Annotated in this window: 14 protein-coding genes and 1 pseudogene; 10 read left to right on the plus strand and 5 right to left on the minus strand. The window is 50.3% G+C overall.

Annotated elements, in window-relative coordinates; translation table 11 throughout:
* The first annotated feature begins 4 nt into the window (after positions 1-4).
* The 4 genes from LCH85_03615 (at position 5) to LCH85_03630 (ending at position 5,249) form a co-directional block, all read left to right on the plus strand.
* Entirely contained in the window at positions 5-1,633 is a 1,629-nt protein-coding gene (locus tag LCH85_03615; protein ID MCA0351063.1) for a response regulator, read from the plus strand.
* 20 nt (positions 1,634-1,653) lie between these two features.
* Positions 1,654-2,886 (plus strand): response regulator, encoded by a 1,233-nt coding sequence (locus tag LCH85_03620; GenBank protein MCA0351064.1) that lies wholly within the window; start codon positions 1,654-1,656, stop codon positions 2,884-2,886.
* Positions 2,887-3,085: 199 nt separating this feature from the next.
* Entirely contained in the window at positions 3,086-4,249 is a 1,164-nt protein-coding gene (locus LCH85_03625) for an FIST C-terminal domain-containing protein (GenBank protein ID MCA0351065.1), read from the plus strand.
* A 22-nt stretch (positions 4,250-4,271) separates the two neighbouring features.
* Positions 4,272-5,249: an STAS domain-containing protein gene (locus tag LCH85_03630; protein MCA0351066.1), complete on the plus strand. Its 978-nt coding sequence runs from the start codon at positions 4,272-4,274 to the stop codon at positions 5,247-5,249.
* 64 nt (positions 5,250-5,313) lie between these two features.
* On the opposite strand, the gene LCH85_03635 is transcribed toward LCH85_03630, so the two are convergent.
* A complete protein-coding gene (locus LCH85_03635; protein ID MCA0351067.1) occupies positions 5,314-5,730 on the minus strand; it encodes a response regulator in 417 nt (138 codons plus the stop codon).
* Between the two features lie 240 nt (positions 5,731-5,970).
* Between LCH85_03635 and LCH85_03640 the strand changes: the two genes are divergently transcribed.
* Positions 5,971-6,729 carry a hypothetical protein gene (locus LCH85_03640; protein MCA0351068.1) on the plus strand — a complete coding sequence of 253 codons (759 nt, stop codon included), beginning with the start codon at positions 5,971-5,973 and terminating at the stop codon, positions 6,727-6,729.
* 66 nt (positions 6,730-6,795) lie between these two features.
* Entirely contained in the window at positions 6,796-7,281 is a 486-nt protein-coding gene (locus LCH85_03645; protein ID MCA0351069.1) for a hypothetical protein, read from the plus strand.
* A 1,109-nt stretch (positions 7,282-8,390) separates the two neighbouring features.
* On the opposite strand, the pseudogene LCH85_03650 reads toward LCH85_03645, so the two are convergent.
* The 4 genes and pseudogenes from LCH85_03650 to LCH85_03665 all read right to left on the minus strand — a co-directional run bounded on the left by LCH85_03650 (position 8,391) and on the right by LCH85_03665 (position 10,872).
* Positions 8,391-8,675, minus strand: a pseudogene (locus tag LCH85_03650) (WXG100 family type VII secretion target).
* Between the two features lie 176 nt (positions 8,676-8,851).
* A complete protein-coding gene (locus LCH85_03655; GenBank protein MCA0351070.1) occupies positions 8,852-9,517 on the minus strand; it encodes a DNA-3-methyladenine glycosylase in 666 nt (221 codons plus the stop codon).
* 49 nt (positions 9,518-9,566) lie between these two features.
* Complete coding sequence (locus LCH85_03660; GenBank protein MCA0351071.1) at positions 9,567-9,947, minus strand: hypothetical protein; 381 nt, start codon at positions 9,945-9,947, stop codon at positions 9,567-9,569.
* A gap of 13 nt (positions 9,948-9,960) precedes the next feature.
* A complete protein-coding gene (locus LCH85_03665) occupies positions 9,961-10,872 on the minus strand; it encodes a sigma-70 family RNA polymerase sigma factor (GenBank protein ID MCA0351072.1) in 912 nt (303 codons plus the stop codon).
* Positions 10,873-11,093: 221 nt separating this feature from the next.
* Between LCH85_03665 and LCH85_03670 the strand changes: the two genes are divergently transcribed.
* The 4 genes from LCH85_03670 to rfbB all read left to right on the plus strand — a co-directional run bounded on the left by LCH85_03670 (position 11,094) and on the right by rfbB (position 15,086).
* A complete protein-coding gene (locus LCH85_03670; protein MCA0351073.1) occupies positions 11,094-12,776 on the plus strand; it encodes an alpha amylase C-terminal domain-containing protein in 1,683 nt (560 codons plus the stop codon).
* A gap of 68 nt (positions 12,777-12,844) precedes the next feature.
* Complete coding sequence (locus LCH85_03675) at positions 12,845-13,264, plus strand: AraC family transcriptional regulator (GenBank protein ID MCA0351074.1); 420 nt, start codon at positions 12,845-12,847, stop codon at positions 13,262-13,264.
* A gap of 90 nt (positions 13,265-13,354) precedes the next feature.
* Positions 13,355-13,771: a VOC family protein gene (locus tag LCH85_03680; protein MCA0351075.1), complete on the plus strand. Its 417-nt coding sequence runs from the start codon at positions 13,355-13,357 to the stop codon at positions 13,769-13,771.
* 223 nt (positions 13,772-13,994) lie between these two features.
* The gene (gene rfbB / locus LCH85_03685) at positions 13,995-15,086 is read left to right on the plus strand and encodes a dTDP-glucose 4,6-dehydratase (GenBank protein ID MCA0351076.1); all 1,092 of its coding nucleotides are present in this window, start codon (positions 13,995-13,997) and stop codon (positions 15,084-15,086) included.
* Positions 15,087-15,119 lie beyond the last annotated feature (33 nt).

Raw genomic sequence — 15,119 nt, forward strand, 5'->3', positions numbered from 1 at the left:
GGCCATGACCGAACGCCAACCTAACGAAGCCTCTGAGTATAGCCGCGCTCCGGCTATCCTTGTTGTTGATGATGATACGTCGATTTGCCGCTATTGCTCGAAAGCACTTCGCAATGTTGGCTATCAGGTTGTTGACACCACATCGGGTTTAGTCGCGCTTGATCATTTGCGCCATCAAGCGTTTGATTTGTTGTTGACTGATATTAAAATGCCTGAGATGAGTGGGCTTGAGTTGGCTCGGCAGGCGCGGGCGTTGAATCCAGGCTTGGCGGTCATCATCATGACTGGCCAAACCACCTTGGAAACCTTGCGCGAAGCCGTTCAACAGGGCGTAACCAGTTATCTTAGCAAGCCTTTCGAAATTGAAGAAATGCGCTTGACAGTAGCTCAAGTGCTGCATCAACGGGCAATGGTGTTGCAAAAGGTCAAGCTTGAAGCGATTGTGCATCAACTTGAATTAAGCAGCGCCTTTAATCGCACACTGTCGCTCAGCGAATTGTGTGGCGAGATTGTACGGGTCACCAATAGCGAAATTGGCTGTCAATTTGGCTATTTTCTGTTGCAGCAACCCGATGAATCGCCGCGTTTGTTGATGGGGCAGGCGAGCCATCCCCAATTAAATGAGGCTGGTTGGCAGCTTTTGCAAGAAACCTATCAACAGCAACAGCCAATTCAAACCACGCTCAAGCTAGCCGAGGCTGACCACAACGTGATCACCTTTCCGCTGCGAGTCGGCGGGGCGATGATCGGCAGTGCCTTGTTTGATTATACTGAGGCCTTGCCTAGTGCTCAGATCGAAGGCATGATGCTGTTGCTCAATCAAGCGGCAGCAGCCCTGAATAATGCCCAACTCTTCACCCGTGTGCAAGAAGCCAATAGCCGCTTGCAAGAGCTTGATCGGCTAAAGAGTGAATTTATTTCGATCACGTCGCATGAGTTGCGCACGCCGCTAGCGGTGGTTTTAGGCTATGGCATCGTGATTCAAGAGCGCAGCGAGCCACCAATTCGTACCTATCTTGATCGCTTGGTTGAGAGCGCTCAGCGCATGAAAGAAATCATCGACGATATGACTCATCTGCGGCGTTTGGATACCCGCCAAACCGAGCTACAGGTGGAACCAATTGTGCTCGATGAATTATTGTATGAAGTAATCGATCAAATGCATGGGCTGGCCCAAAAGAAATCGCAAACACTTTCATTAGCCACCCCACCCGATGCCTTGTGCACCTTGTATGCTGATCGGGCCAAAATTGCCTTGGTGTTGATGAGTTTGCTTTCAAATGCCATGAAATTCACCCCTGCTGAGGGGATGATTACGGTACGGGCATGGTGTGAGACTGTTCAAGCAGTGCCCTATGAACATGCTTATTTCAAAGGCACGCTACAACCTGGCCCATGGGTCTTTGTCAGCGTCAGCGATTCAGGCATTGGCATTCCTGAGTCCCATCTGCAACGGATATTCGAGCGTTTTTACCAAGTAGCCCAATCACTCACCCGAGAGTATGGGGGTACTGGGGTAGGTTTAGCCCTTGTGCAAGGGCTCGTTGCATTGCATAATGGTCATGTTTGGGTTCAAAGTGAAGAAGGTCGCGGCAGTACGTTTACGGTTGCACTGCCACAGCGGGGGCTTTAGCCTCACAGGTAGGAGTTTGTATGGGCTATAGGGTCTTTGTGGTAGCTGGTGATAATCCGGTGCTTCAATCGCTGAGTACGGCTGTCACAGGCGAAATCGAACTTTCTATGTTGCAATCTTCCAACGAGGCGTTGTGGGAGTTGCAGCAAATTGCGCCCGATGTCTTGATTGCCGATTATGATTTGCCCGGGTTTAGCGGCTTGGATTTGGCTGATCTTGTGCCAAATTTTGCGCCCGACACGCGGGTGATTCTGGTGGCACGTTCGGCCAATCCTGAGGTTGCTGAACAAGCGGCGCAACGGGGAGTATTTCGCTTCATCGACCGTAATTTAACTGCGGTGTTAGTGCTTGATGCTTTAGATGAAGCTTTGCAAGCCGCCCCGCCACCGCGTCCGGTCGAACCAGAGCCTGTTTATGAACCAGAACCTGAGCCAGAACCACAGCCTGAAGCTCCTGCTCGCTTTGCCCCGCCGCCAAGCGTTTCCAAAGCACCTGCGCCAGCGCGGATGGGTGGCCCACCGCCAGTTTCTAAAGCTCCGACTCCTGTAGCACGTTCAACTGCGCCCGCCAGCGTGAGCAAAGCGCCGCCGCCAGTTAGCCCGCGGCCAACTGCGCCACCTCAGCGAACGCGCACCGCGCCACCGCCAGTTAGCGCCCGCCCAACTCCGGTTTCACGTTCCGCGCCACCGCCGGTCAGTCCACGGCCTGCGACCCAACAACCAAACCGCCAAGCACCTGCGCCAGCGCGGCCAACCGCGCCCGCCCAACAAACCCCGCCACCTGCGCAACAAACGCCACCACCTGCGCCAACCACGAATTTTGATGATTCGTTTGGCTCGAAGTTGCGTAGCGGTGGTTCGTTGGTGCTCACAGCCGAAACTTTGGCTCCCTTGGTAGCAAAACTCAAGGATCTCGGCGTACAGCTTGGGGCGCAATCAACGATTTTGACCGACCGTTGGGGCGTGCCCTTGGTCGAAGAAGGTCATACCTCGCTACCCTTGCCGCCATTTTTGCCCTTGTTGGCGACCAGTTTCTCAACAATGGTCGATTATACCCGTCAATTGCATAACGACCCAGGCAGCGGCCTGTATATGCACGAAGGCGATATTTACGATTTCTATATTTTTGACGTTGGCAAGCAATTTTTGCTGGTCATGGTCTTCGATAAAACCATCGCTGCCCCCAAACTTGGTACGGTCTGGCTCTATGCCAAACGAGCCGTGCGCGAATTAGCCGACGAGCTTGAGGGTTAATTGCCATTTTAACGAGGCTCGGTAGTCAATCTCAGCAACTACCGAGCCTCGTTTTCAACCACTTTCACCCGCTAAGGCAGCCCATATTAATCCTTCGGTTTATTGCCTACATTCCATTCGCCATCGTATCCTAGGCCTAGCTAATCCGCACTTGCGACAAAGCAGTCACTGCATCTTTTGTGTTGTGAGGTATTCCACAATGACGACACACGCAGCTACCGGTGCATCGCAGATTGAGCACAGCTATGATGCTGGTTTCGCCGCCGCCCAGCAAGCCTGCACGCAGCTTGCCCCCCATTCACCCACCTGTCTGATCGCCTTTACCACCGATGCTTATGATCAGGCCGCCGTTGTTCAAGGGATTCGCGCAGCCAGCCAACAAGCGCCATTAATTGGCTGTTGTGCTGGTGGCATTATTAGCAATGCTGGCACTTTTACCCATGGGGTGGTGCTACTCGCGCTAGCTTCCGATGATCTCACGTTCGATTTGAGCCTTGTCGCAGGGGTCAAAGCCGATCCAAGCAAGGTTGCCGATCAGTTGGCTGATCAATTAGAGGCTGTTTTAGATAACCCCACTAATCAACAAGCTGCCTTGATGTTGGTCGATGGTTTGGCTGGAACCTTGACCGACTTTGTGCAACATGCGACCGCTGCTTTCGGCCCATTATGCCCGCTGGTTGGCGGCGGCGCTGGCGATAGCTTCCAATTCAAACAAACCTATCAATTTGTCAACGATCAGGTCATTAGCGATGGTGCGGCGGTCGGTCTACTGCAATCGTCAACCCCGATGGGAATTGGGGTACAACATGGCTGGGAGCCTGCTGCAAGAGGCTTGGTGGTCACACGGAGCGAAGGCACGATTATTTACGAGCTTGATGGACGACCTGCCTTTGCGGTCTATCAAGAGCTATTCCCCGATTTGACGGTAGAGAATTTTGGGCGCTTTGTGATCGATCATCCGATTGGCTTGCCCCAAATTAATGGCGAATTTTTGATTCGTGACCCACTGCGCACCCATCCTGATGGCTCGATCGAATGCATTGCCAGCGTGCCAAAAAATGTGGTCGCACATATTATGCATGGCTCGCATGAAACCTTGTTCAACGCTGCTCAACTCGCCACCAAACGGGCTTTGGCTGCGCTGAATGGGCCACCAGCAGCATTAATTATTTTCGATTGTGTTTCGCGTTTGGCCATGTTGGGCGAAGCAGCTGCCACCGAAGTGCAACGCATTCGCGAGGTTGCTGGCTTGGATGTGCCAGTTGTCGGTATGTTTAGCTTTGGCGAAATTGCTGCTGCTGAAACAGGCGGAGCGCTGTTTCATAACAAAACCGTTGTTGTGTACGCTATTGGTCAGGCCTGACCATTGAACGGATGAACCTTGTATGCTCAATCGTGAAATCGAACTTGCCATCCTCTATGAAATTTCATCGCTGCCTTTAACGCTCACAACGATTGAGGCAACCTTGGATGTTGCGCTGGATAAAGTAACCAGGTTGTTTGCCTGCGAAGTTGCGGTCTGCTATGTGCTCGAATCACCATTAACCTTGGTGGCGAAGGCCTGCCGTGGCGTGCGGCTCAAGCGCGTTTTGCCAAGCATTGAGCTTGAACAACCACAGCAACTCGGCGATTATAGCCATGCCTGGCAGGCTGGCGAAAGCTTGCCATGGCCCACCGACCCCTTGCAAGGCCAGTACCCAATGCAAGCGGCGATCGGCTTGCCAATTTGGAACGAAGGCGCGTTGCTGGGCTGGATCTATGCTGGGCGTTTGAAGGGCCAAACATTCAGCACCGTCGAAGTTTCGCTATTCAACATTTTTGCCAACCGAATTGGCAGCGCCTTGGCAATTACGCTTGGGCGCTTGCGCGATCAGCAACAGCAGCACGATTTAGCTCAAGCCAATGCCCAACTTGAGCAAACCCTCACCCGCTTGACTGATGTTTATCAACAACAAGAGCAACTCCTGCAAACCATTCGCGAGCTTTCGGCTCCGTTATTGCAAATTGCCGATGCCGTGATGTTGCTGCCCTTGATTGGTACAGTTGACGAAGAACGAGCCAGCCAAATTACCGCCAATGTGCTGATGACGATCAGCCAAAACCATGCGACGGTCTGTATTATTGACATTACAGGGATCGCCGCGCTCGATTATGTGGCCGCCAATAGTTTGTTGCAGTTAGCACAATCGGCGCGTTTGCTGGGAACCCAAATTATCTTGTGTGGCATTTCACCTGATGTCGCCCAAATTTTGGTCTCGTTGGGCATGAATTTGGCCTGCACCCGCACCACCAACGATTTACAACATGCCCTACGTTTAGCCTTCCAACTAGCCGGATCGCGTGATCATCACATGGTTGCTTAAACAATTAATGGGTGAACTCAACCCACTGAGCGCACCCATTTTGCGTCCCTCGGCCTACCGTTGCCTAATCTGGCTCCCAGACTGCCTCGCCATCCATTACCCGTTGTAATTGTTCTGGAAACCGATCATGACGTAAGGGTTTACCAATAAACCCATCGAACCCCGAAGCGCGAACTTTAGCAACATCTTCAGCGGTATTATCGGCACTGACTGCAACCACGATGGCATTGCTTAATTTTGGATGAACCCGAATCTTTTCGAGAATGCTATATCCGTCATCACCAGGCAAATTTAAATCAAGCAAGACTAAATTAATTGGTGGAACGTCATTTTTGGCCATAAATGCGAAAAGTTGCTTACCTGATGGCCGAACGTTGCAATAACGCACGCGCGGGTCATCATTCAGCATTTCGGTAATAATCCACATGTTATCGGCGTTATCTTCGACAACCATAACAAACGCTTTTTGAATTGGGGGCATCGCTGCATCCTTTCTGTGGTACATGGAGCGCGATAATGGCGTAGCGATCTCACTCTATTGTATGCCACACTTGAAAAAAGTACAACTAGCTTGGTTACGACAGCCTTACAAATCCATCCAACGTTCTTGTTGAATTAAACACAGCATGAAAATTATTAAGCAATTATTAAGTAATTTCAACCCAACTTGAACGACTTCTTGAACATGCGGCTTGAAGCATAACCAAATTAAGGAGATTGAATGCAGGTTGAATATGTACCAAGTTTGTTACGCCAACGGGCATTGTACGATATTCCACGGGGGCTAGCCCGTTTCGAGGCCTACACCGCGAGCATGCTCAATGCCCAACGTGATGGCATCGACTGGCCATTTGCAGCGCTTAACCCAATGGGCAAGCAGCATGTACCAGCCCATTACGAGGCACTGTTGGCGTTTGATGCTGAGGCAATTGCCCAGCAAACCCTTGCCGAGATTCAGGCCGATTTTCCGCCGCTGGATGTAGCTCTGCGCATGACCTTGGTGGTCGTTGATGATCTTATGGGCGGTTGGACGCAGCAGCATTTTACCGATTGGGATTATCGCTTTAATCTTATGCCCAATCCAAAAAATACATGGTTGCCCGTCTATAGCTGGACAAGCAGCGTCCCCACTCCAGCCTTGATTGCACAATCAATCCGTGCTGTGCTTTATCGTGCTGCCTATTGTTTGATCCACGGCGAGGCCCGAAACTTGGCCGAAATGTTGCGTCAAGAAGGGGCGGTTACGCGCTTTGCAGGCCAAGTTTTGCCGCTGTATGAACCAGAAGAACTCAACTATATCCGCGAACTTATCGCAGAACATCATCAATCGACGCATCAGCCAACCCAATTTGCAGTGTTTTATGGCGATCAAATTGCTGCAACGGTTGGCTACCCTAGCCTTGGGCTGTCAGCATATGCGGGGTTGGTAGTGGCAACGATTGATGCACCACCAAATCCAATCAGCTTGTTAACCCCTTGACAGTGCTGCTATGCTTGCGACTGTGGAAATTTTACCCTATCAATAGGGTCTGTGAGGAAACGCATTATGAAACTGGTTCGTCGTTTGGCATCAGGCTTGATGTTGTTGATGGTGATGGGTGTTTTGGCTGCTTGTGGTGGTTCAGCCGCCGAAGCTCCCGAAGTTCGGGCCGAAAAATTCTTTAACGATTTTGTGGCTGCATTCAACGATACCAAGCTGAGCGAAGCTGCAACCCAAGAAAAATGGGCCGATACCCTTTCAAAATATTTCGTGCCTGAGCAACAAGCCGCCCAAAAAGCCGAAATCTTAACTTCATTGCAACAATTGGGTTCGCTTGGCGCTGAATTAAACGTCAAGGTCGAAAACCTCAAAGTTGAGAAAGTTTCAGAAAGTGGCGACGATGCTGAAATCAAAATCGCCAGCGGCACGATGAGCATGTCGGTGATGGGTCAAGAACAAAAAACCGATATGGCGACCGATGGCTTCGGCTCATCGGGTAGCAGCACCTCAAAAATGAAAAAAGTTGATAATGTTTGGTATATTATTCCATAAGCAACGCGCTTAACCAAGCAAACGCCCCGCCGATCGTTTGATCGTGCGGGGCGTTTGTAAAAAAAGACCGGGATTTAGTGATTTGCCGACATGTTCAAGGCATCTTTACGTTCGTTGACGAAGCGGTTTTTCAAGCCTTGAATAACCCCAGCATCGCTGGTATTTTTGAAATAGGCCAAGCGCCCATTATCGAGGGTTTTGCTACGTTCGGTGTAAATCGCATTGATAATTTGCGATTCGCTCATTTGGCTCAGATCTTTGCCACGGAGCGCATTGGTGATCACGCTTGCGCCTGGGCCATGTTGGACTGACGTTGACCAAACAACGTCGCGCACTGCTGGCGAATAGTTGTTTACATCAAAGCCAGCTGCCTTGAGCTTGTTGACTTGAGGCTGATAGTGGGTGTTTTCAATATACTGATGTTGGGCAGCAGCAAAGCCTTGTGGATCACGAGCAGCAATTTGCTTCCACTTAGCGGTAAATTCAGCGCTACCAGGCTTCAAGCCCTTAAATTCTTCAGCATATTGTGCGCCAGCAGGGTTGCGCAAAAATTCAGCGACCCGTCCGCCGTTAACAAAGACAATTTTGCCATCTTTCTTGATGGCAGTTTGGCTGGTCATTTGGTACGAGCCATACGAAGCGCCGCCAAGATCGCCTTTGCCCGATGAAACGGTACCTGGGCCACGGCCACCAGTTTCGTATTTTTCAGAGAGTTTACCAAGGCTTGCATTGCCCGCAGCGGCTGCATTACCACCAGTTGGTTGAGCTGAGGCTGTTCCGCCGCCACCACCGCCACCGCCGCCACCACCACTGGTAGCCTTGGGTTGTTGTCCGGTTGGTTGAGCTGAGGCTGCACCGCCACCACCACCGCCGCCGCCACCACTTGCTTGGGCCGAGGCTGCACCGCCACCGCCACCGCCACCGCCACCACCGCCACCGCCGCCACCACTGCCACTTGCGGAAGCACTGCTGGTGCCAGCAGCCATAAAGCCTACATTACTTGGGCTAGCGCTGGCTGCGGCTGTATCGCCGCCACCGCCACCGCCACCACCAGAAGCACCAGCACTTTGGGTGCTAGCTGAGCCACCAGTTGGGTCGCCTTTAAACAAATTGGCAGCCTCTTGTTCGGCTTCTTGCAAAACCTTCTTGATTTCTAAGGTTGTGCTTTGAGCAGTTTGGAAGGCATTGATCAGGCGTTGAACGGCGGGCAAAAGATCAGCTTGCATTTCGTTTTGAAAGGCAACCGATGCATCACCGACCCAAGTTGACCGTAAACTTTCAATGGTTTGTTTGAGCGTATTTTGCATTGCCGTAACACTCTCAGCATTTTTGCTGAGGCGTTGAGCAATTTGATCCATTACTTCAAAATCAGCCTGGACGATTTGTGCGGCCATGAATCCTCCAACACTAGCGTGCTAAAAGGGTGGTAATAGCCCTCGACGGTAGGCTATTGCCAAAATCTTAACCGTATCCTGCTCTGGGGAGTCATGGTAGTGTGTTGGTTGTTATACCACGAACAGCTTAATAATGACATAAAAGGTGGATTTGTGTCAAATGGCTTTTAAAATAGCTAGATAGCTTCTTTTTGGAACCAATCGGGCTGTGCTTGATACGCTTGCCCTTGATTTTGGCGACGTGTGCCACTCAATGCTTTTGAATCAGCCACGATTAAGCGCCATGGTGCAGCCACGGTATGCGGATCGCTATTAATCCCAATCCGCGGAGTTTGCAAAATTGCCGAATCTGGCAAACTTGGGCCTTGTTCGAACCATAAGCCAGCTTGTTGCGAACTGAGATCAACGCCATCAAGGCTTTTATCAACTGCTAAGGCGCGACAAATCATGCCTGGCCCGCTAGCAATTCGCATGGGCGTAGCAGAATCTTTTTGGGCGAGTTGGGCCATCGTTGTACTACCGCTCAACGGCTCGATCGCTCGGATTAGCACGGCTGCGCCTTCGCCAAGGCCTTGAGTTACTACATTTAAACAATGATAGATGCCATAGATAATGTAGACGTAACTGATGCCACCAAGCTCAAACATTGAACGAGCACGCGGGGTATTGCGACGATGGGCATGGCACGAAGGATCATCAGGGGTATAGGCTTCGGTTTCAACGATCCGCCCGCGTAATTCTTCACCAGTTGCCAAGCGGCGCACGAGACTACACCCTAAAAGCTCGCGGGCAACCACCAACGAATGCCGTTGATGAAATTCAGCGCTCAGAATTTTTGACATAAACACCCACTTAATAAACAGCTCATTTGTGCGAGTAGTATAGCTGATTTTAGGTGGTGCTACTGAACCATGTCAGCCCAGCAATAATTAAGAAGATGATCCATGAGGGATGTTTAGCCCGTGAGCCAATCAGGGCAATGCCAAAGCAAACAATGAAGGTAATTGAACTGGTGCGCAGCAGTAAAATTTGGCTAGGATTGAGTTGGGATTGTTGAGCACAATCGAAAAAAAGCCAGGCCATGCCCAAGCCGAGTACACTGGTGATATGCCAAGTAAACCGTAAGGTTGGCAGCCGCGATTGGAGTAAGCGATTGGGCGTAGTTTGGATTTGACGTGCTAATGGCCGCAAGATCAATTGTTCACCAAAAATGCTATGGGCTAACGCCATCAGCACCGTGAGTAATCCTGCGACCATTAAATAGCTATTCATCGTTCAAACTCAGCTATTGTGATAACTGCGTGCGCAAAACTTGCAATGCACCAGCCTCAATTTGTTGAATCCGCTGGCGAGTGCGGCCCACCACTGCGCCGACTTCCGAGAGTGAACGGCTTTTACCATCTTTTAAGCCATAGCGCAGCGTCAACACTTCTTGCTCTTGATCGGAAAGTTGGTTGAGCATAGCTCGAGTATATTGGGCATCAATACTGGTCAGCAGACATTCGAGTTCGTCTTCCCAATCTTCGTCGGGCAAACTATCGCCAAGCAACATATCGGTTTCTTCATTTTTAGGGGTTGCCAGCGAGATTGGCACTTGGGCGATGCTGAGTAAATCGCAAATTTTTTCTTCGGGGACACCCAAGGCGGTGCTAATTTCATGGGCACTTGGTTCGCGGCCTAGCGCTTGCAGTAATTTGGTTTCGATCCGCCGCACTTTAATCAACAGCTCCCAGCGATGCACTGGCAGGCGAATCAGCCGCCCTTGGTTGGCCAGCGAACGTGTGATCGCTTGGCGAATCCACCATGTAGCATAGGTCGAGAAGCGCACGCCTTTGGTAGCATCAAAGCGCTCGATCGCATTCATTAGGCCAATATTGCCCTCTTGAATTAAATCTTGGAAGGGCAGGCCAAAGCCACGATAGCGCTTGGCGATGCTGACGACCAAGCGTAAATTAGCCCGTACCAGTTGCTCGTGGGCTGGCTCTTTGAGTTTGGTAACACATTGCTCAAATAGGGCACAACTTGGGCAACGTTCAATTCGACAGGCTGGGGTTGGCTGAGCTTGACGCGCTACATGGACAATTTGAGTTAGCTTTTGCTCCTCTTCTGCCGCCAGGAGTGGAGTTTCAGCAATTTCATTAAGATAACGTTGCAGCCCATCATCAAGGGCTGGTTCGTTGCTGGCGTGCAACATCATTGGCTCACTCCTATAAATCGATGCTGTGGCGGGCGTATAGCTAGTTTAATCACCGCAAAAGGGCTTGACATCGGGTCACGACCTGATCTTTGGTGCCCAAATTGGGATTAATTGGTTTGCCAAAGCCTGCATTTGTGGCATAGACTCTGCTATGTGGAGTTTGAAAATTATTAATCTAGAGTGGTAGCTAGTGATTTAGCTAGTTGATGAGGTTCACATATATGCAAAACGAAGCCAATCCTGATGCTTCGCCAACTGTGGCTAGTTTGCCCGATGGGGTTTGGATGGGTGCACGCGATTTAGGCAATGGCTCGGTGGCCTTTGGCCTTTATGCACCGTGGAAGCAGAGTGTCCATTTAATTGGCTCGTTTAATGATTGGAACCAAACCGCTGATCCATTAAATATTTCAGATCGCGGGATTTGGTGGATTATCAAAGAAGGTTTAGCCGCAGGCGAATATGCTTATCAATTTGTGATTGACGGCGAAACGATCATCGGTGACCCCTATGCTCGTGAATTGCGCTGGGCTGGTGGCGATCAGCCGCAGGCGATTATTCATGTTGGCGAGCCAGCCTACGAGTGGCATGACGCTGGTTTTGGCATTCGTCCGCTGAATGAATTGGTGATTTATGAATTGCATGTTGGCGATTTTAGCGAAGCTGGCAGCTTCAAAGCCGTCACTGAACGAATTCCTTATCTTCAAGATTTAGGGGTGAATGCGCTTGAATTAATGCCCTTGTTTGAATTCCCTGGCGATCGTTCGTGGGGCTATAATCCGGCCTATTTCTTTGCCCCCGAATCGACCTATGGCACGCCTGCCGATTTGCGCGAGTTAATCGATACGGCCCACCAACACGGCATTGGGGTGATTTTGGATGTGGTGTTTAATCATGTCGATCACTCTAGCCCGATTAACTATTTGTATCCCTACGATCAAAGCCCTTTCTTTAGCAGCGACGGCAATCCATGGGGCTTCCCCGATTTGAACCATTGGAACGAAGCAGTCAAGCAATTGCTCAGCGATGTGCAAACCTATTGGCTCAGTGATATGCACATCGATGGTTTTCGCTACGATCACGCCGAGGGAATTGGCTTTGATGGCGAGAATGGGGTTTCATTCTTGGGCTGGCAAGCTCGCCAAATCAAGCCCCATGTCTATTTGATTGCCGAAAATCTCCAAGATTACACCACCATGGTCGATCAAACTGATATGGATTCATCGTGGCATCGTTCGTTTCATTCGCAAATGTTTGCCAACTTGCGCGAAGGCGATTTCGAGGGCAATCAGTATGGCAATGTTGAGGCCACGCTGGGGATTATCGATTTTCGCAATGCTGGCTATAACGATAATGCCCAAGCGATCAATTATCTTGAATCACATGATGAGCAGCGGATTATCTACGAAGCACAAACCAACGAAAATATCAGCCGCGAAACTGCTTATTTGAAATCGAGGTTGGGCGCAATTGTACTATTTACTGCTGCTGGTGTGCCCATGCTCTACCATGGCCAAGAATTTGGTATGGATACCGAACGCACAATCGACAAGAATGTGCTGAAATGGGAGTTATTGCAAACAGCTGAGGGCACTGATTTACACGCCTTCTATCGTGGCATGATCCAATTGCGCACCTCATCGAAGGCCTTGGTTGGCAATAATATTCGGCCAGTCGCCATGGATGCTGAGCGTAAGTTGTTGGCCTACTATCGCTGGTCCGACGATGGCAGCGAACATGTGATTGTCGTGGTCAATTTTGGCATCACCCTGCAATACCTTGAGGTGCATTTCCCGGTTGGTGGCTTATGGCACGAATGGGTTTATAACTACGATCGTGAAACTCCCGAAGGTATGGCCACAATCGAAGTGCCTGGCTCTGGTGGCAAGGTATTTGTGTTGCGCTAATCAAAAATACGAACAAATGTATTGATTTTAGTCATGGGTTTGCTATAATAGCTGTATTTGGGGGTGGCATGAAACTCGCATCAGCAGCAACCAAGCAGTTATTATGGCAAGCCCGCCAATATATCGATGGCACCTATGCCGAGCACGTAGAGTTACCACAGCTAGCCGAGCAAATTGGCTTTTCGCAATATCACTTTTTGCGGCTTTTTCAACGCAATTTTGCCATTACCCCTCACCAATATTTGATTCATCGGCGGCTCGAGCGAGCGCGTGAGTTGCTGGTCGCCAGCGATTTATCAGTAACCGAGGTCTGTTTTGCGGTTGGTTTTCAGAGCCTCGGCTCGTTTAGTAGTCTGTTTCAACGCAGCACTGGCCATGCGCCCAGCCACTATCGTCGCCGCAACTTCCAAGGTTTCAGCCTATCTCGACGCTTTGTACCCTCATGCTATCTCACTATTTTTGGCATTGGTTTGAGCTACAAGCACTAAATGCGCAATTTTCAAGAAGTTTTTGACCGCCGATCAGCCTATACTTGCTATATGAACAAATGTTCGTAATGATGTAGTAGGAGCAACTCAATGATCACCAAACTTTCGCATGCCACGATTTATGTGCTTGACCACGATTTGGCTTATGATTTTTATGTCAACAAACTAGGTTTTGAAGTACGCATGGACATGAAACTAGATAATGGTTTTCGTTGGTTGACGGTCGGCCCCAAAACCCAGCCTGAACTTGATTTGGTGCTGTTCGAGGTTGCAGAAGGTGGCACGATGATGAGCGCTGAGGTCGTTGGTCAAATGCGTTCAGTTTTACAAAGTGGCGTGATTGGTCCAGGTGTTTTCCAAACCGCCGATTGTCATGGCGCTTACGCTGAGCTTAAGGAGCGTGGAGTTGAATTCGTGGCTCCACCACAAGAGCAATTTTACGGCATCGAAGCAACCTTCAAAGATCCCTTTGGCAATACATTCAGTCTAACCCAGCCCAAAATGTAAGCAGCTTTGGCTGGCCAGCACCCTCATTTTACGCTGAGGGTGCTGGCTCAATTTTAGGGCATACCCTACGAGGCAAGCGTCAACCGCCTCCCCAGCGCCGCATGGTGAATTTAGCAAGTTTCTAGACCTCACCAAGTTGACAACTACCCCGCTATCATCCACAATGCAGCGACTATTGACGACAATTCAGGCATTCCAACGATAGAAAGGTTCCAAGATTTTTATGCGCATTGCAGTTACCGGCGGGGCAGGCTTTATTGGCTCCAACTTTGTGCGGTATTGGATGGATACAAACCCAGCTGATGAGGTTGTGGTAATTGATGCCCTGACCTATGCCGGCCATCTGAGCAATTTGGCAGGCTACCACGAACGCGCCAATTGCCAATTTGTGCAGGCTGATATTTGCGATTATCCAACCATGCTCAAGGTATTGGCGGGAGTTAATTTGGTGGTACACTTTGCCGCCGAAACTCACGTTGATCGCTCGTTGGGTGAGTTTGAAATGGAGCGCCAATTTTATCGCTCGAATATCGAGGGTACTGCCAGCTTGCTACGAGCTTCACGCGAGGCTGGAGTTGGTCATTTTCACCATGTTTCGACCGATGAAGTGTTTGGCGATTTAGCCTTTGATGACCCCCAAAAATTCCACGAAACCTATCCGTATAATCCCAGCAGCCCTTATGCGGTCAGCAAAGCAGCCTCGGATCATGTGGTGCGAGCCTTTGCCCACACCCACAAATACCCAATCACCATCACCAACTGCACCAACAATTATGGCCCATTCCAAACTCCTGAAAAGTTAATTCCACGCTCGATTGCGCTGTTGTTGGCAGGCCAGAAGGTTAAACTTTATACCGATGCCGAGGGCATTCCAGGCCGTAACATCCGCGATTGGTTGCATGTGCAAGATCACTGTGAAGCGATCGCGTTGGTGATTCAAAAAGGCCGGATTGGCGAAACCTATGGGATTGGCGGCGAGGCTGAGCTTTCCAACTATCACCTGGTCGAAACCATGCTCGATATTATGAGCGAATATTTAGATCGCTCGTTGACCATTGAAAATAGCGTGGAATTTGTCGCCGATCGCCCAGGCCACGACCGCCGTTATGCCATGGATTTGAGCAAAATCAAGCGTGAGTTGGGCTGGCAGCCACGTTATTCGTTCCAACAAGGCTTTTTAGAAACCGTGCAATGGTACACGTCGCCCGAAGGCCAAGCATGGCTGGCGAGCTTGAACGATCGTACTGGCGATGTCCGCGCCAACCAAGAGCAAGTCGTTGCCGTGCGCGAAAACTGGCAAGCAGAACATCAATAAGCCTAATCTTTAATCCTCGCTAATGGGTTGCTT

The sequence above is a fragment of the Chloroflexota bacterium genome (assembly GCA_020161265.1).
Classification (GTDB): domain Bacteria; phylum Chloroflexota; class Chloroflexia; order Chloroflexales; family Herpetosiphonaceae; genus Herpetosiphon.